The sequence below is a fragment of the uncultured Actinobacillus sp. genome (assembly GCF_945915845.1).
Classification (GTDB): Bacteria; Pseudomonadota; Gammaproteobacteria; order Enterobacterales; family Pasteurellaceae; genus Exercitatus.
Window position 1 is genome coordinate 1 of sequence record NZ_CAMEFX010000039.1, and the last position, 18,226, is coordinate 18,226.

12 protein-coding genes are annotated in these 18,226 nt (G+C 38.9%); 9 read left to right on the forward strand and 3 right to left on the reverse strand.

The genetic code is table 11. The annotated features are described in order from the left end of the window. Window positions 1-198: 198 nt before the first annotated feature. Window positions 199-1,659, reverse strand: coding sequence for a xylulokinase (gene xylB, locus Q0O89_RS08385; RefSeq protein WP_293731260.1), 1,461 nt, complete (start codon window positions 1,657-1,659; stop codon window positions 199-201). A gap of 63 nt (window positions 1,660-1,722) precedes the next feature. Then, the gene (gene xylA / locus Q0O89_RS08390) at window positions 1,723-3,036 is read right to left on the reverse strand and encodes a xylose isomerase (RefSeq protein WP_293731261.1); all 1,314 of its coding nucleotides are present in this window, start codon (window positions 3,034-3,036) and stop codon (window positions 1,723-1,725) included. A 248-nt stretch (window positions 3,037-3,284) separates the two neighbouring features. Here xylA and xylF point away from each other — a divergent pair, with 248 nt between their 5' ends. The 4 genes from xylF (at window position 3,285) to Q0O89_RS08410 (ending at window position 8,276) form a co-directional block, all read left to right on the forward strand. Further along, the gene (gene xylF, locus Q0O89_RS08395; protein ID WP_135709045.1) at window positions 3,285-4,283 is read left to right on the forward strand and encodes a D-xylose ABC transporter substrate-binding protein; all 999 of its coding nucleotides are present in this window, start codon (window positions 3,285-3,287) and stop codon (window positions 4,281-4,283) included. Between the two features lie 81 nt (window positions 4,284-4,364). After that, on the forward strand, window positions 4,365-5,879 hold the full coding sequence (xylG, locus tag Q0O89_RS08400; protein ID WP_273391838.1) for a D-xylose ABC transporter ATP-binding protein: 1,515 nt from the start codon (window positions 4,365-4,367) through the stop codon (window positions 5,877-5,879). Window positions 5,880-5,882: 3 nt separating this feature from the next. Next, window positions 5,883-7,010 (forward strand): sugar ABC transporter permease, encoded by a 1,128-nt coding sequence (locus tag Q0O89_RS08405; RefSeq protein WP_135709043.1) that lies wholly within the window; start codon window positions 5,883-5,885, stop codon window positions 7,008-7,010. 99 nt (window positions 7,011-7,109) lie between these two features. Beyond that, window positions 7,110-8,276, forward strand: a complete 1,167-nt coding sequence (locus Q0O89_RS08410) for a DNA-binding transcriptional regulator (protein ID WP_293731264.1) — start codon at window positions 7,110-7,112, stop codon at window positions 8,274-8,276. 6 nt (window positions 8,277-8,282) lie between these two features. On the opposite strand, the gene truD is transcribed toward Q0O89_RS08410, so the two are convergent. Further along, window positions 8,283-9,290, reverse strand: a complete 1,008-nt coding sequence (gene truD, locus Q0O89_RS08415) for a tRNA pseudouridine(13) synthase TruD (protein WP_293731265.1) — start codon at window positions 9,288-9,290, stop codon at window positions 8,283-8,285. A 157-nt stretch (window positions 9,291-9,447) separates the two neighbouring features. Between truD and pyrG the strand changes: the two genes are divergently transcribed. The 5 genes from pyrG (at window position 9,448) to Q0O89_RS08440 (ending at window position 18,189) form a co-directional block, all read left to right on the forward strand. After that, window positions 9,448-11,079: a glutamine hydrolyzing CTP synthase gene (pyrG, locus tag Q0O89_RS08420; RefSeq protein ID WP_135709040.1), complete on the forward strand. Its 1,632-nt coding sequence runs from the start codon at window positions 9,448-9,450 to the stop codon at window positions 11,077-11,079. A gap of 195 nt (window positions 11,080-11,274) precedes the next feature. Further along, window positions 11,275-14,298, forward strand: a complete 3,024-nt coding sequence (locus Q0O89_RS08425) for a TonB-dependent hemoglobin/transferrin/lactoferrin family receptor (RefSeq protein WP_293731266.1) — start codon at window positions 11,275-11,277, stop codon at window positions 14,296-14,298. 84 nt (window positions 14,299-14,382) lie between these two features. Next, window positions 14,383-16,152: an ABC transporter ATP-binding protein/permease gene (locus tag Q0O89_RS08430; RefSeq protein ID WP_293731268.1), complete on the forward strand. Its 1,770-nt coding sequence runs from the start codon at window positions 14,383-14,385 to the stop codon at window positions 16,150-16,152. Then, entirely contained in the window at window positions 16,145-17,803 is a 1,659-nt protein-coding gene (locus Q0O89_RS08435; RefSeq protein WP_293731270.1) for an ABC transporter ATP-binding protein, read from the forward strand. Before Q0O89_RS08430 ends, Q0O89_RS08435 begins: the two co-directional genes overlap by 8 nt. Window positions 17,804-17,823: 20 nt before the next feature. Beyond that, window positions 17,824-18,189 carry a DUF454 family protein gene (locus Q0O89_RS08440; RefSeq protein WP_293731271.1) on the forward strand — a complete coding sequence of 122 codons (366 nt, stop codon included), beginning with the start codon at window positions 17,824-17,826 and terminating at the stop codon, window positions 18,187-18,189. Window positions 18,190-18,226: the final 37 nt, after the last annotated feature.

The window sequence follows — 18,226 nt, forward strand, 5'->3', positions numbered from 1 at the left end:
GATGGCTTTTTTAGGCGACAACGCAGCTTTTTATTGAAAGATAAACAGACCCTAGGAACATACGCCATTTCTTGTCCTTGGTGACGTCGATAGTTATCGACAAGTACAAAAATCGGCTTCATTTATCCCTGAATGGAAAAATAGAAGCCGTACTATTTATTTCTTAAATGAACAGACTTGATAAAAATCGAGTGCATTTTATGCCATACTTTTTCTATCACATTTCAACCGCTGATAAATATCCCCATATTTTGCACGTTTCTCTGCATAAAATTCAGTTTTCGCTGAGTTAGGTTGATAAACCGCTTCTAACGGTAACGGCTGACAGAAATTGGCAAGATCTTCGTTTGGATGCAATGCGATTTGGGCTAATTTGGCAGCACCAAGGGCAGGACCAACATCACCGCCCGTACGATATTCCATTGTTCTTCCTGTAATATCTGCTAATAACTGACGCCAATACGCACTTTTTGCACCACCACCAATCAATGTAATATTATCCGCAACAACGCCCGTTTCATGTAAAACATCTATTCCATCTGCCATGGCAAAACTAACGCCTTCAACGACCGCTTTGGCTAAAGTTACCGCGTTATCATTATGGGTTAATCCCCAGAATACGCCTTTAGCATAGGCATCATTATGAGGTGTGCGTTCACCTGATAAATACGGTAAGAAAATAGCATCAGAATTCACCGCACTTTGTTCGATTTGTTTAAATAACGTCTGAACATCCGCCATACCCGTCGCTTTTTTAACCCAATCTACCGCAGAAGCTGCGCTCAAAATGACTGACATTAAATGCCAACGGTTAGGTAATGCGTGGCAAAAACTATGCACGGCTTTTTGTGGATTGGCCGTAAATTTATCCGTTACTACAAAATAAACACCCGAAGTGCCGAGAGAAAGCATAGCTTGCCCCGTTTTATATAAGCCAATCCCCATTGCACCAGCCGCATTATCTCCACCACCTGCAACAACAGGCACCGTATTTATTTTCCAATTTTTCGCTAATTCGGGTCGAAGATAACCTGTAATTTGATTGCCTTCAAACAACTTCGGCATAGCACTTTCATCCAAACCACACGCATTAAGTAAGGATGTATCCCAAGCCCGTTTACCCACATCAAGCCACATTGTCCCCGAAGCATCGGACATATCGGAAGCATATTCCCCTGTCATCACTAAGCGTAAATAATCCTTAGGCAACAATACCTTATGCACTCTTTCTGCAATTGCAGGCTCATATTTTTGGGTCCATTTTAATTTAGGTGCCGTAAATCCCGGCATCATTAAATTACCCGTAATTTCACGAGAATTAGGCACCAACGTTTCTAATTCGACACATTCAGCCGCGCTACGTCCATCATTCCATAATATTGCTGGACGAAGAATATGGTCATTTTTATCTAATAAGGTTGCACCATGCATTTGCCCTGTTAATCCAATCGCTTTAACCGCAGATAAATCCTGCTGTTGAGCAAGAGCAAGCATAGCAAGATTAACGGCATACCACCAATCTTCCGGATTTTGTTCTGACCAAAGTGGTTGTGGGCGTGAGATAGGAAGAGTTTGCTGCGTGATAGCAATAATTTGTTGGCTTTCATCGAGCAAAACGACTTTAACACCTGACGTACCTAAATCAATACCGATATACATATCAGCTCCTTAATTAAAGTGCGGTCAAAAATATTCACATTTTCAACCGCACTTTTGATGATATTAACGATAGATATAATTATTCACTAAGTTTTCAAGATACTCTTGTTGCCCTGAAACGGGTTGCGGATCAAGACTTGAAGCTGCATTTGCTAAAGCTTCTAATGATGATTGACCATTTAGAATTTGTTGACCTAATGCACCATTCCAACCTGCATAACGTTGTTCAACCACATTTTCTAACACGTTATCTTCGAGTAATTTAGCAGCGCGTTTTAATGACAATGCCAAGACATCAATCGCACCAATATGACCGTGGAATAGGTCATAAGGATCCGTGCTTTGGCGACGAATTTTAGCATCAAAATTAAAGCCCCCTGTTGTCAATCCACCTGCTTTCAAGATTTCATAAAGCGCAAGAGTATTTTCTTCGACACTATTAGGGAATTGATCCGTATCCCAACCTAATTGTGGATCGCCACGATTTGCGTCAATAGAACCTAAAATATCTAATGCAGCCGCGGTGGCAATTTCATGCTGAAAGGTATGACCAGCCAATGTGGCGTGATTGGCCTCAATATTCACCTTAATTTCTTTTTCTAACCCAAATTGTTTTAGGAAACCATAAACTGTTGCTACATCGTAATCATATTGATGTTTAGTCGGCTCTTGTGGTTTTGGTTCAATTAATAAGGTGCCGTTAAAACCAATTTTATGTTTATGTTCTACTACCATTTGCATAAAACGACCAATCTGTTCACGTTCACGGCGTAAATCCGTATTTAGCAAGGTTTCATAGCCTTCACGTCCACCCCATAATACATAATTTTCACCGCCTAAACGTTTTGTCGCATTCATCGCATTGAAAACCTGTGCCGCAGCCCGGGCAAAAATTTCAGGGTTAGGATTGGTTGCCGCGCCCGACATATAACGTGGATGACTAAAACAATTTGCTGTACCCCACAGTAATTTAATACCTGTTTCTGCCTGTTTTTTCTCTAAAAGATCTACAATGGTATTAAAATTTTTCACGTATTCCGTGTAAGAATTGCCTTCAGGCGCCACATCAACATCGTGGAAACAATAATAAGGTACACCTAATTTTTGAATAAATTCAAAGGCTATTTCGGCTTTCTGTTTAGCCGCTTCTAGCGGATCAGAAACTTTCTGCCAACTACGATCTAGCGAACCGACACCAAACATATCATTCCCATTCCAACAGAATGTATGCCAATAACACACCGCTAAACGTAAGTGTTCCGCCATGGTTTTACCTAAAATAACCTCATTAGCATTGTAATGTTTATAGGCAAATGGATTGCTGGAATTAACGCCTTCATATTGCACTTTTTCGATTTTATTGAAGTAATTGCTCATAATATTTCTCCTAGGTGGATTTGCTTTTCGTGAGCATAATCGACAAAAACATTTCTTCACGCAATTACGTTATTTCGTTTTTGTATTTCGATAATTAGTTATTGTGCGAGCGATCACAAAAGTGAAAAAACGTAAAGACATTGTGAAATCTAATAATTGCATTCATAAAACAAGGCGCTCAAACTTCCCTTTGAGCGAAGTTGTTAATATTGCTCTACTGATTATTAACCTAACATTTGAGGTGCTCTATGAAAATAAAAACTGCTTTATTATCTCTTGCTGCCGCTATTGCAATCAGCTTAAATCCCGTTGCAGCTAAAGAGTTAACCATTGGTATGTCTATTGATGACTTACGTTTAGAAAGATGGCAAAAAGATCGTGATATTTTCACCAAAAAAGCAGAAGCATTAGGCGCAAAAGTTTTAGTTCAATCGGCAAATGGCGATGATGCGGCTCAAATATCACAAATTGAGAATATGTTAAATAAAAATGTCGATGTGTTAGTGATTATTCCGCACAATGGTGACGTGTTAAGCAACGTTATTGCAGAAGCGAAAAAAGAGGGTGTTAAAGTCTTAGCTTACGACCGCTTAATCAATAATGCCGAAATTGATTACTATGTTTCATTTGATAATGAAAAAGTGGGTGAATTACAAGCTCAAGCCATTATTGAGAAAAAACCTGAAGGAAATTATTTCTTAATGGGTGGTTCACCGGTGGACAATAACGCGAAATTATTCCGTAAAGGTCAGATGAAAGTATTACAACCTTTAATTGACAGTGGAAAAATTAAAGTCGTTGGCGATCAATGGGTAGACAGCTGGCTTGCTGAGAAAGCATTGCAAATCATGGAAAATGCATTAACTGCCAATAAAAATAATATTGACGCGGTCGTTGCTTCGAATGACGCTACGGCAGGTGGTGCAATCCAAGCATTAAGCGCTCAAGGTTTGTCAGGTAAAGTCGCTATTTCTGGGCAAGATGCGGACTTAGCTGCAATTAAGCGTATCGTTGATGGTACACAAACAATGACCGTGTATAAACCAATCAATAACCTTGCAGATAAAGCTGCAGAGATTGCCGTTGCGTTAGGTAAAGATGAAAAACCTGAACCTAATGCTAAATTAAACAATGGATTGAAAGACGTTGATGCCTACTTGCTCGAACCCATTGTGGTTACCAAAGAAAATATTAATGAAACCGTTGTTAAAGATGGTTTCCATAAAAAAGAGGCGATTTATAAATAATCTCGCTAATTAACGTCTCAAAGTGCGGTTTAAACGGACTCAGTTTTGACCGCACTTTCAAAGTAATAAAAGGATATTGTTATGGCTCAATTATTAGAAATGAGAAATATCACCAAAAAATTTGGTGATGTCACAGCATTAAACAATATTTCCATTACCCTAGAAATGGGTGAAATTCTCTCTTTATGTGGTGAAAATGGTTCGGGTAAATCAACTTTAATGAAAGTGTTATGTGGCATTTATCCACATGGTGATTTTACCGGTGAAATTTATTTTTCAGGGGAACCACTCATCGCCAAAGGCATTAAAGATACGGAAGAAAAAGGCATTTCCATCATTCACCAAGAATTAACCTTAGTCAAAAATATGACCGTACTTGAAAATATGTTTTTAGGTAACGAAATGGTGAAAGCGGGGATTACTGATGATAATGAAATGTATCTACGTTGCAAAACAATGTTGCAACAAGTGCAATTGGATATAGACCCAAACACAAAAGTGAGCGAATTAGGGCTTGGACAACAACAATTAGTCGAAATTGCTAAAGCCTTAAATAAACAAGTTCGTTTATTAATTTTAGATGAACCAACTGCTTCACTGACAGAAAAAGAAACTGGCATTTTATTGGCATTAGTAAAAGATTTAAGCGCCCATAATATCGCTTGTATCTATATTTCCCATAAACTGAATGAAGTTAAAGCAATTTCGGACAAAATTTGTGTCATTCGCGATGGTGAACATATTGGTACCCGCTCAGCTGAAGGGATGTCAGAAGATGACATCATTACCATGATGGTAGGGCGTGAAATTACCTCTCTTTATCCCCATGAAGAACACACTATTGGTGAAGAAGTTTTACGCATAGAAAATCTCACGGCTTGGCATCCCATTAATACACATATTAAACGCGTTAATAATGCGAACTTCACACTTCATTCAGGCGAAATTTTGGGGGTGGCGGGTTTGGTTGGCTCAGGACGAACAGAAATGGCTCAATGTATCTTTGGTTCTTACCAAGGAAAATACCAAGGCGATATTTTTGTTAACAATCAGAAAGTTAAAATCAAAAATTGTAGCGAAGCCATTCAAAACAATATTGTTATGGTGCCTGAAGACAGAAAAAAACACGGCATTATTCCTATTATGGGCGTAGGTAAAAATATCACACTCTCATCCCTACGTGATTTCTGCTTTGGTCGAAAAATCATTAATGATGCCTTAGAAGAAACCATCATTAATCAATCCATTGAACAGCTCAAGGTGAAAACCTCTTCACCTGAATTAGCCATTGGACGCTTAAGTGGCGGTAATCAACAAAAAGCCATTCTCGCAAAATGTTTATTATTGCATCCTAAAATTCTTATTTTAGATGAACCAACTCGTGGGATTGATGTGGGGGCTAAATACGAAATCTATAAATTAATCAACCAATTAGCGAAAGAAGGAATGGCAGTTATTGTTATTTCTTCCGAACTACCTGAAGTTTTAGGAATTAGTGATCGCGTACTGGTTATGCACCAAGGACAGATTAAAGCAGATTTAATTAATCATAATCTAACACAAGAGCAAGTAATGGAAGCGGCACTTAAGGAGTAACCTATGTCTAAATTAAAATCAATAAATCTACAAGTGTATGTGATGTTTATTGCCATTATCGCTATTCTCGCATTTTTCTTTGTTGCGACTGATGGCGCTTATTTAAGTGCACGCAATATTTCTAATTTATTGCGGCAAACATCCATTACGGGCATTTTGGCTATCGGGATGATTTTTGTCATTATTTCCGCTGAAATTGATCTTTCCGTTGGCTCAATGATGGGCTTACTTGGTGGATTTGCCGCCATTGCTGATGTATGGTGGGGATGGCCATTGCCGTTAACCATTATTGTCACCTTGGCTATTGGGATCATTTTTGGTACCTGTACCGGCTGGTGGGTGGCTTACCGCAAAGTGCCTTCGTTTATTGTTACCCTTGCAGGTATGCTCATTTTCCGCGGCATGTTAGTCGGCGCAACAAATGGGACAACCGTATCACCAATTAGTAAAGAAATGACCGTAATAGGACAAGGTTATCTCTCTGATACAACAGGGTTTATTTTAGGTACGGTTGCCATTATTTGCTTTTTCTTATGGGGAACATATCAACGTAACGCACGTAAAAATTTAAACTTACCTGTGCCAAATGTGGGTAAAGAAACCATGAAATATGGCTTATTTGCCATTGGGGTATTAGGTGCGATTTACCTTTTAAATGATTATCGCGGTATTCCATTCCCGGTTTTACTGCTTGCGGTCCTTGCTGTTGCAGGTATGTTTATCGCCCGTAAAACCGCTTTTGGTCGCCATATTTACGCGATCGGTGGCAATATTGACGCCGCAAGATTATCCGGCATTAATGTGGAAAAAATTAAATTAATGATTTTCTCTATCAATGGCTTTATGGTGGCAATTGCAGGATTAATCCTAAGTTCTCGCTTAGGTGCCGGTGCGCCATCCGCAGGGCAAAATGCCGAACTTGATGCCATTGCGGCTTGTGTAATTGGTGGGGCAAGTTTGGCCGGTGGTATTGGTAGTGTTTATGGTGTGGTCATTGGCGCATTAATAATTGCCTTATTAGACAATGGAATGAGCATGCTTGATGTACCAACATTCTGGCAATATATTGTCAAAGGTTCGATCTTGTTGCTTGCTGTTTGGATGGATACAATGACGAAGAAAAAAGCATAACCCTCTCTAAAACAACCGCACTTCATTCCCAAGTGCGGTTATTTTTATGGACATTTTGCGGTATAGTAAGCAGAAAGTGGTAATAATGGATGAGAAATCATGGAATCGAAATATGCGCGTATTGCTCTCTTATTTAATGCAAATAAGGTTTATGACCGTAATGTGATTGAAGGCGTTGGGCAATATATTCAGGCGTCTCAATGCTTGTGGAATATCTTTATTGAAGATGACTTTACTTATCGTAAAGAAAGTATTCATGAACTTGATATTGATGGCATTATTGCTGATTTCGATGATCCTGAAACGGCGAAGCTGCTTGAAAATACCACGATTCCCATTATTGCGGTGGGTGGTTCTTATCAAAACCCTGCCTTTTACCCGAATCATCCCTATGTGGCAACGGATAATTTCGCGTTAGTTGAGGCGGCTTTTCTTCATTTAAAACAAAAAGGCATCCATAAATTTGCGTTTTATGGTTTGCAAAGTGACATGGAAAGACATTGGTCAAATGAGCGTAAAAATGCCTTTGTACAAATTATGCAAAAGGAAGGTTACCCTTTCGAGCTTTATTTGGGTGAGCAAGCCAATTCGGATAACTGGCTTAAAGCGCAATCTCAATTGTGTGAATGGCTGAGCCAATTGCCTGAACACACCGGGATTATCGCGGTGACGGACGCGCGCGCAAGGCATTTGCTACAAGCTTGTGAATATCTCAATATGGCGGTGCCGGATCAACTTTGTATTATTGGGATTGATAACGAAGAACTGATCCAATATTTATCACGTGTCTCTTTATCTTCCGTGGTGCAAGGAACAAAGCGTATCGGTTATCAAGCCGCAAAATTATTGCATCGTTTGTTAAACGGCTTGCCTGTTAATCATAAGCCTATGTTAATTCCGCCGTTGCGGGTGGAACAACGCCGTTCTACCGATTATTTATCCTTAACGGATCCCTTAGTTATTCAGGCAATGCATTATATTCGCCATTACGCCACGCAAGGTATTAAGGCGGATCAGGTTTTGGATCATCTCAAAATTTCGCGCTCTAATTTGGAACAACGCTTTAAAACGGAGATGAATAAGACCATTCACCAAGTTATTCATGAAGTGAAGTTAGCGCGAGCAAGACATATGTTACAAAATACCGATATTCCGTTGCAAGAAGTGGCGGATATTTGCGGTTATCCGTCCTTGCAATATTTTTACACCGTATTCAAGAAAGAATGTGGAAGAACGCCCAAAGAATATCGAGATGGGAAAAATTAGGGATATTTAATCCCCAACATTCACCAACTCTCTCACCAACGCCGTAGCATAGCTGCCTGCGGGTAAATAGAATTTTAAGCGTAACCCCTCAGGTTCAAATTGCCAGCTGAAGTTTTCCGCTTGCATTAATAATGGGCGGCGGGCGGGTTTTAGGCGTTCTTGTTTCATCAAGTCGCGCAAGGCTTGGTGTTGTGCCACGATTTGGTTTTCGATGTCGTTAGCTGCTTGTTCTGTTTCGCCAATAAGTGGGGCGGTGAGCAAAATGTCACGCTTTTCTAACCGCACTTGTAGCGCGTTTAAATCTTCATTTTGGTCGGCTTTAAACCAACTGTGTGTACCGCTTAATTGTAGAATATCATTGGGTAAAACTTGGGTGGCTAAACCTAATTTGACACGTTCAGACACCACTAAATTGAACACTTCGCTTCGTGCTGCTGATAAATAAAAACTGCGTTTTTTGCGATCTTTCACCTTGATCTCGCCCGTTGCCCAGCGCATTGCTTCGGTTAAATTATGCCCATCTCGCCCAAAACGTTGCTCGGTGAAATAATTGGGAAAACCGATTTTCTTGACAATTTCTAACCGCGCTTTTAGCTCATCGGTTTCTGTGGCGTGGCGTAATAGGATGTCAAAATAATTACCGTCTAAACTGCCCGTGCGGATTTTGCGATTGTGGCGGGTAACTTCAAGGATTTCTACGCCGTCCGGTTGAAATTGGCTGAAATCGGGGGTGGGTTTGCCCGGCATTTGAATACAAAACCATTGTTCTGTGATGGCTTTGCGATCTTTTAAGCCTGCGTAACTCATATTTCGAGCAGGCACACCACAAAACGCCGCTAATTTTTCGCCCACATAAAGGGTGTTGTTATCGGTTTTTCTGACCTTTAATGCCACAAATTCGCCATCACCAGACATGTCATAGCCGAGATGTTCTTTCACGATAAAATCGGCACATTCGGCTTTTAAAAGTGCGGTTTGTTTTGGTGCCGTTTGTAAATAAGCAAGATCTAACATTGTTTTTACCCTAGAAATTTTTGCCTAAATTCTAGCAAAACAGACCGCACTCTGAATAGAAATTCTTTGAGTTAATCCCGTATTTCCTGTAAACTAGTGTCCCGTCTTGATACATATCAACTCTTTTTATCCCCCAACATTATTTAGGTTATAAATTATGGCTACCAATTATATTTTTGTTACAGGCGGTGTAGTTTCTTCTTTAGGGAAAGGTATTGCAGCGGCGTCACTGGCTGCGCTATTGGAAGCGCGCGGTTTGAATGTGACCATTATGAAACTCGACCCCTATATCAACGTTGACCCGGGCACAATGAGCCCTACGCAACACGGCGAAGTATTCGTGACCCAAGATGGCGCTGAAACGGACTTAGACTTAGGTCACTATGAGCGTTTTATTCGTACCAAAATGACCAAGCGCAACAACTTCACCACAGGCAAAATTTACTCGGAAGTATTACGTAAAGAACGCCGTGGTGATTATTTAGGCGCAACCATTCAAGTTATCCCACACATTACCAATGAAATCAAAGCGCGCGTAATTGACGGCGCAGCGGGACACGATGTGGCGATTATTGAAGTGGGCGGCACTGTGGGCGATATCGAGTCATTGCCATTCTTAGAAGCATTGCGTCAATTGGCGGTGCAAGTGGGTCGTGAAAAAACTATTTTCATGCACTTAACCTTAGTGCCATATATCCCAACCGCAGGCGAAGTGAAAACCAAACCGACACAACATTCCGTGAAAGAATTGCTTTCAATCGGTATTCAACCGGATGTGTTAGTTTGCCGTTCAGATCGCATGATCCCTGCTAATGAACGTTCAAAAATTGCGTTGTTCTGTAACGTACCGGAAAAAGCAGTGATTTCCCTTAAAGACGTGGACAGCATTTACCGCATCCCTGCGCTGTTACAATCACAAGGATTAGATGATTTCGTTTGCCAACGTTTCCACTTAAACGCGAAACCGGCGGATTTAAGTGAATGGGAACAAGTATTGTATCGTCAAGCAAACCCAACAGGCGATGTCACCATTGGTATGGTGGGCAAATATGTCGAATTGCCGGACGCGTACAAATCAGTAAACGAAGCCTTAAAACACGCAGGTTTAACCAACCGCTTGAACGTCAATATTAAATATATTGACTCGCAAGATGTAGAAACCAAAGGAACAGAAATCTTAAAAGGCTTAGACGGGATTTTGGTTCCGGGTGGATTTGGCTATCGCGGTGTGGAAGGCAAAATTTTAACCGCACAATATGCTCGCGAAAACAATATCCCTTACTTAGGCATTTGCTTAGGCATGCAAATTGCGTTAATCGAATACGCGCGCAATGTGGCAGGTCTAAAACAAGCGAACTCATCAGAGTTTGACAAAGACTGCCCAGAACCTGTAGTTGGTTTGATCACCGAATGGCAAGATGCTGATGGTAATGTAGAACAACGTAGCGAAGATTCTGACTTAGGCGGCACAATGCGTTTAGGCGCACAATTATGTCACTTAGTGGAAGGCTCTTTAGCGCGCGAAGTCTATGGTTCAGACACCATCGAAGAACGCCACCGCCACCGCTATGAAGTGAACAATAAATTACTACCGCAAATCGAAGCGGCAGGTTTACGCGTTTCAGGCTTAAGTGCGGATAAAAAATTAGTGGAAATTATCGAAATTCCAAACCACCCATGGTTTGTCGCTGCACAATTCCACCCGGAATTCACCTCAACCCCACGTGACGGACATCCGTTATTTGCAGGTTTTGTGAAAGCAGCGAAGGAAAATCAGGGTAAAAATTAATTTATCCTAAAATCAACGATAAGAAGGCTGTCAGTCGCGTGACTTGACGGCCTTTTTTGTTGTATCCCATTCATCAATCAAATTCATTTTGTGATCTCTCTCACAAATCTAGTTATTGATAATAATTATTATTTGCGATCCTGTAGGTGATTTTGTATATTTTCCCGAACATGACATTGATAGGGGAAAAAACACATGAACATAAATTTTGCACAAAAACCATTTAAATATTCCGCCATCACATACGCATTACTCTGTTTTTCTCAGTTGGCTTGGGCTGAAAATGCGCAAGAAGCAACCACAGAACTAGATACCATCGTTGTTCAAGGGGCATATAATGCAGATAATGTTCAAGAACAAAAAATTGGTGAAACGCAAAAAACGGCTCAAATGCTGGCAAAGCAGCAAGTACAGGATAATCGCGACTTAGTTCGCTATGAAACTGGGATAACTGTTGTTGAAGCTGGTCGCATGGGAAGTAGTGGATATGCAATTCGTGGGGTAGATGAAAATCGAGTGGCCATTGTCGTTGATGGATTGCAACAAACGGAAACGCTATCATCTCAAGGATTTAAAGAGTTGTTCGAAGGATATGGTAATTTCAATAACACAAGAAATTCTGTAGAAATGGAAACCCTTAAACAAGCAACCATTATTAAAGGGGCTGATTCGGTAAAAGTTGGCTCGGGCGGTTTGGGTGGTTCCGTTATGTTTGATACGAAAGATGCTCGGGACTTGTTAACAGAAAAAGATTATCACATTGGTTATAAAACCGGCTATTTTACCGCTAATAATCAATATTTGCAGTCTTTAACGCTTGCTGGGCGTTATAAATGGTTTGATGTGTTAATGGTTAAAACCAAACGTAAGGGGCATGAGCTTGAAAACTATGACTATAAATATGCCGATGAAATTGTGGGTAAATTAAGAGAAAAAACCGATCCTTATACCATAAAAAAAGACAGTACATTAATTAAATTTGCTTTTAATCCAAATGAAAGTCATCGTTTTACTGTTATGACTGATTTATATGAAAATCGCTCGCAAGGTTCGGATTTGTCTTATAGTTTAAATGTAACAAAAACACAACCGGATAAACCCAATACATCAACACGCCACACCAATGATTCAAGCAAACGTAAAAATTATGCTTTTAGTTATGAAAATTATCAAAGCAATTTTTTATGGGATACATTAAAAATAACCTATTCACAACAAAAAATTAGAAATAGAGCAAGAACTGATGATTATTGTGATGAAAAAACTTGTGAAGGAAATTTATATCCTCATGCTAATCCATTGGGAATAAATTATAAGGATGGGAAATTGGTAGATGTTAATAATCATCCGATTAATTTAGCAAGAGATGAAAATGATAGTTTGATACTTGTAGATAAAGATAATAAACCTCTTGATTATCCTAAAATATTGTCAACAGATACACAGAAATCTTATTTTAAAGATGCTAGATTTAGAGAATATTGGCTTGATTGTTCTATTTTTAATTGTGATAAAGAAATCGAATATTTTAATGTACCTGCCTCTTGGACTGGTGATGTTATTACAAAAAAAAGTACACCATTAAGTCATAAAGTTGAATATGAAGGAAAAATCTATGCTCAACCTGAAAACTTAGAATATAACGATATTATTATTCTTCCTAATTCAAAAGGTTATTTTGAACGGGATTATAAAGAGCGTGATTTAAATACCAATACCAAACAACTTAATATTGATCTTACAAAAACAGTTTCTTTATTGGGTATTGAAAACCAACTTAAATATGGATTTTCCTACAGCAAAACTCATAAAGAAATGATTAATAAAGGTGGTTTTGATGGTGTGAATCCTGAATGGTGGGCAAAACGCTTTTTAGGGATGACATCAAGCTGGAGTAATAAAATTGCCACCTGTAATACTGTAAGAGGTGCAGATCAATGGAATGGACTTTTATGCCCAAGACATAATGTTTCTTCTTTCTTAATTCCGGTTATCAATAAAAATAAATCCATTTATTTTAGCGATAATATTAAGGTGAATAACTATTTAAGTGTTGATGTTGGTTATCGTTATGATCGTGTGAAATATCAACCGGATTATAATGAATCCTCACCACGTATTCCTGATGATATGGTAAAAGGTTTATTTATTCCAATTTCCGTACCTCATCCGGGTAAGGAACCAAGTTTTTTAGACTATGATACCTGGGAACAGCTCAGTGCAGCACGTGCAGAGTATAATGTAAAAAAAGCAGAATATGATAAAGCAGCTAAAAACAACCCGCAGGAAAATATAGATTATTTTTCTAGACCTAAAAAATATCGAGCAAATTCTTATTCTTTTGCAACAACAATTGATCCTACAGAATATTTAAGATTACAAGTGAAATATGCAAAAGGATTTAGAGTTCCAACAACGGATGAATTGTATTTCACTTTTAAACATCCGGATTTTAGTATTTTACCTAACGTAGATTTAAAACCTGAAATAGCAAAAACAAAAGAGTTAGCCTTAACCTTTTATGGAAAATATGGTTTTATTACCACAGGTATATTTAAAACAAAATACGATAGTTTTATTGATTTAAAATATCTAGGGATAAGAAATGAAACCAATGCTGTAGGTGGACAATCAAGAGCACAAGATTTTATTTTGTATCAGAATGTAAACCGTGATAATGCTAAAGTAACAGGTTTTGAAATTAATTCAAAACTGTATTTGGGCGAATTATTTAAACCATTAGAGGGTTTTAGTTTAAGTTATAAATATACTTATCAAAAAGGCAAAATAGATGGAAATATTCCAATGAATGCTATTCAACCGAAAACGTCTATTTATGGTTTAAGTTATGCACATAAAGAAGATAAATTCGGGGTAGATTTATATGTTACTCATGTAGGGAAGAAAAAAGCGAAAGATACCTATGATATGTATGCACAAGATGATTTATCTCGTCCAAGTACGGATACGGCAATAAAATGGCGTAGCGATTCTTATACATTGGTGGATTTAATTGGTTATATCAAACCAATTAAAAATCTCACATTACAGTTTGGTGTATATAACTTAACGGATCGTAAGTATATTACTTGGGAATCTGCGCGCTCTATTCGTCCGTTTGGAACCAGTAACTTAATTGATCAAAATACCGGAAAAGGAATAAATCGTTTTTATTCACCGGGGCGTAATTTCAGATTTAATGCTGAACTTACATTTTAATGCATTAATCATGGAGGTTTTCCCTTGTGAATACCTCAAACAGCCCTACTTGGTGGGGCTGTATTTTTTAAGGAAGAATGATTTATGATGATCGACAAACGACTAATCAACACCGTGGAAGACAGCAAAAAATGGATTGCGGTCAATGTGTTATGGAATTGGGTGGCGTTATTTGCCGGTATAGTAAGTGCGGTGGTGTTTGCTTGGGTTTTGCAACAAGCCTTTGAACGGGAACTAACCCTGATAAGTGCGGTGATTTTTTTGCTGGTTTTACTGACCGCACTTTGCCTGCGGGCTTGGGCGGGAAAAATGGCGGTGAACGCCTCTTACCGAGCCAGCACAAAAGTTAAGCATCAATTGCGAACGCTGATTTATCAAAAATTATCAGCCATGCCGTTAAATCAAATTCAACAGCAATCCACTTCCTCCATTATTCAGGTGGCATCAGAAGGCGTGGAGCAGTTGGAAATTTATTTCGGACGTTATTTGCCGCAACTCTTTTATAGCTTGCTTGCCCCTCTTACATTGTTTGTTTTTTTAGTCTTTTTCAATGCCCCGACCGCCTTAATTTTATTGGTGTGCGTGCCTTTAATTCCTTTGTCTATTATTGCCGTCAACAAAATTGCGAAAAAATTATTGCATAAATATTGGTCGATTTATGTGGGGTTGGGGAGCAGTTTTTTAGATAACTTACAAGGTTTAGTGACGCTAAAAATCTATCAAGATGATGCTTACAAAGCCAAACAAATGGATATTGAGGCAGAAAATTTCCGTACCATTACGATGAAAGTGCTGACTATGCAGCTTAATTCGGTGTCTATTATGGATTTACTGGCTTATGGCGGGTCAGCGGTGGGAATTTTGACCGCACTTTTACAATATCAAGGCGGTCATTTAAGTATTTTTGCCGTGATTTTATTTATTTTGTTGTCCTCGGAATTTTTTATTCCTTTACGATTATTGGGCTCTTTCTTTCATGTTGCGATGAATGGAAAAGCGGCCTCCGATAAGATTTTTACCCTATTGGATACGCCGATTGCACAGCCTCAAAGTGCGGTGGATTTTGTGGTAGAAAATCCAATTCAAGTGGATATTCAGAACCTGCATTTTGCTTATAGCCCGGAAAAAGCGGCAATCAAGGGGTTAAATTTGAAAATTGAACCTCGCCGATTGACGGTTTTTGTGGGGAAAAGTGGTTGCGGAAAATCGACCTTAGTTTCCTTGCTGATGGGTTTTTATTCACCACAACAAGGAAACATTTTATTTAATCAACAAAATCAGCAAAAAATTGACCGCACTTCCTTTTATCGTCATGTGTCATTGGTGAGCCACAGCAGCTATATTTTCAAAGGAACCTTGCGGGAGAATATGCAAATGGCAAATCCCAACGCAACGGATAACGAAATTTATGCTTGTTTAGAGCAAGTGAATTTGGCTAATTTTGTGCGTGAAAATGGGGGATTGGAGATGAATTTACTCAGTCGTGGCAGCAATTTGTCCGGCGGTCAAATTCAACGTTTAGCCCTAGCAAGAGCGTTGCTACATAACGCCTCCTTGTATATTTTTGATGAGGCAACCAGCAATATTGATGTGGAAAGTGAAGAGATTATTTTGCAATTGATCCAACGCTTGAAACAGGAAAAAACCATTGTGATGATTTCTCATCGCCTAGCCAATGCAATACAGGCTGATTGTATCTATGTGTTGCAACAGGGGCAATTGGCTGAACAAGGTACCCATGCTGAACTTATGGCAAAACAGGGCGTTTATTGTGAAATGTTTAATCAACAAAAACAGCTGGAAAATATTAGAAATAGCCATGAAATTGCGGTAATTGGAGGGGAAAATGCGTAAAAATGCTTTTGTTATTATGTGGCAGTTATTTAAGTTAGTCACCCCGTTGGCACATATTATGAGCTTTACCATTATCATGGGCGTACTCGGTTTTCTTGCCGCTATTTTCATTATGGTATTGGGGGCAATGGGATTGATTAGTCTCTTGGATTTCCCGATTCATCTCAGTTTGCCACAAATTTTGACCGCACTTATTGTGCTAGCCGTCGCACGTGGCATATTGCGTTATTTAGAACAAATGTCGGGGCATTATATCGCCTTCAAACTATTGGCATTGTTACGAGATAAAGTTTTTACCGCCTTAAGAAAATTGGCATTTGTGAAATTACAAGACAAACAAGCCGGGCAATTATTATCTTTAGTCACCAATGACATTGAGTTATTAGAAGTATTTTATGCACATACCATTGCCCCGATTGTTATCGCTTTTCTTACATCGGGGATTTTGTTGATGGTATTCGGACATATTTCCCTTTGGTTAATGTTAATCGCATTTTTTGCCTATTTGACTATCGGTGTTGCATTACCGATTTTCACCACCAAACTGGCACGGGAAGATGGCAGAAAATATCGTGAATTAGTCGGCGAAATGAATGATTATTTCTTAGATAGCGTTCGTGGCATGAAAGAAATTCAATTGTTCAATCATGAAAACATCCGTTTAGAACAGATTCATTTACGCAGCCAAGCGATCGATCAGGCATTTTTACGTATAAAAGAACAAGAAGGTCAAATTCGTGTTTATACCGAATGGGCAGTTTCAATATTTAACATATTGATTTTATTCACAGGATTAGTGCTTTATAGCTATCAACAAATCAACTTTGCAGGTTTGGTGATTGCCGTTATTTTGCTGATGTCCGGTTATGGACCTGTCATTGCCTTAAGCAATTTATCCAATAATTTATTGCAAACTCTCGCCAGTGGTGAACGTGTATTGGGGTTATTGGCAGAAGAGCCGGAATTAAAAGAGGTAGAAAATGGCGAAAAGGTGCAAGATATTGAGCGAATTGACGTTAAAAATGTGAGTTTTGCTTATGGTGAGGAACAAATTCTATCCCATTTAACCCTAAGCCTGAAAAAAGGGCAAATCTTAGGGATTCATGGACGCAGCGGTAGTGGAAAAAGCACATTATTAAAATTACTGATGCGTTTTTATGATCCGCAAGCAGGTCATATTGAAATTAACGGACAGGATTTACGACAAATTAATACACAAAATTTACGCGAAAACATGGCGTACATTACGCAACAAACCTATATTTTTAACGAAAGTATTTATGAAAATATACGAATGGCAAGACGTCATGCGAGCGGTGAAGACGTGATTGAGGCAAGTAAAAAAGCGGCTATTCATGACTTCATTATGAGTTTACCACAAGGCTACGACACCAAAGTCGCTGAACTGGGTAGCAGTTTATCGGATGGAGAAAAACAGCGCATTGGTATTGCACGTGCGTTTTTACATAACGCTCCTATTATTTTATTAGATGAACCAACGAGCAATTTGGACAGTTTGAATGAAGCCATCGTGTTACAATCTTTGCTAAAGGCTAAAAGCGATAAATTAATCATTCTCGTTAGCCACCGAGCGTCCACCATGGCAATTTGTGATAAAGTCATTGAAATTGAGAATGGAAGAATGTCGTAGCTATTATTAAGGGATAAAATATGAAAATGCTCTATGTTTCTTTCGGTTTTTTGTTTTTAGGCATTGGGATCTTGGGCATTATTTTGCCCATGATGCCGGGCACGCCATTCTTATTTGTTTCGTTATTCTTTTTTACTAAAGGTTCGGCGCGGATACATAATTGGTTTGTGAATAGCAAAATCTACCACCAACATCTGAAACCGATTAAAGAAAAACGAAGTCTCCCTATAAAAACCAAACGAAATATTTTGTGTTTAGTCACAATAATGCTTGGCATCGCATGCTATCACACTACAAGCTATCATGCTAAAATCGCCATCTTAATCATCCTCGCTATAAAATACTGGGTTTTCTTGTTTTATTTAAAAACGGAAAAGAACGCCTAAAAATCTTTTTATTTATATTACTTACGCTTGGGAACAG

Bases quoted from the DNA above. Each gene is read 5' to 3' on its own strand.
- Q0O89_RS08430 (WP_293731268.1), top strand. From the start codon at position 14,383: ATGATGATCGACAAACGACTAATCAACACCGTGGAAGACAGCAAAAAA.
- xylA (WP_293731261.1), bottom strand. From the start codon at position 3,036: ATGAGCAATTACTTCAATAAAATCGAAAAAGTGCAATATGAAGGCGTT.
- truD (WP_293731265.1), bottom strand. From the start codon at position 9,290: ATGTTAGATCTTGCTTATTTACAAACGGCACCAAAACAAACCGCACTT.
- xylB (WP_293731260.1), bottom strand. From the start codon at position 1,659: ATGTATATCGGTATTGATTTAGGTACGTCAGGTGTTAAAGTCGTTTTG.
- xylF (WP_135709045.1), top strand. From the start codon at position 3,285: ATGAAAATAAAAACTGCTTTATTATCTCTTGCTGCCGCTATTGCAATC.
- Q0O89_RS08410 (WP_293731264.1), top strand. From the start codon at position 7,110: ATGGAATCGAAATATGCGCGTATTGCTCTCTTATTTAATGCAAATAAG.
- xylG (WP_273391838.1), top strand. From the start codon at position 4,365: ATGGCTCAATTATTAGAAATGAGAAATATCACCAAAAAATTTGGTGAT.
- Q0O89_RS08405 (WP_135709043.1), top strand. From the start codon at position 5,883: ATGTCTAAATTAAAATCAATAAATCTACAAGTGTATGTGATGTTTATT.
- pyrG (WP_135709040.1), top strand. From the start codon at position 9,448: ATGGCTACCAATTATATTTTTGTTACAGGCGGTGTAGTTTCTTCTTTA.
- Q0O89_RS08425 (WP_293731266.1), top strand. From the start codon at position 11,275: ATGAACATAAATTTTGCACAAAAACCATTTAAATATTCCGCCATCACA.
- Q0O89_RS08435 (WP_293731270.1), top strand. From the start codon at position 16,145: ATGCGTAAAAATGCTTTTGTTATTATGTGGCAGTTATTTAAGTTAGTC.
- Q0O89_RS08440 (WP_293731271.1), top strand. From the start codon at position 17,824: ATGAAAATGCTCTATGTTTCTTTCGGTTTTTTGTTTTTAGGCATTGGG.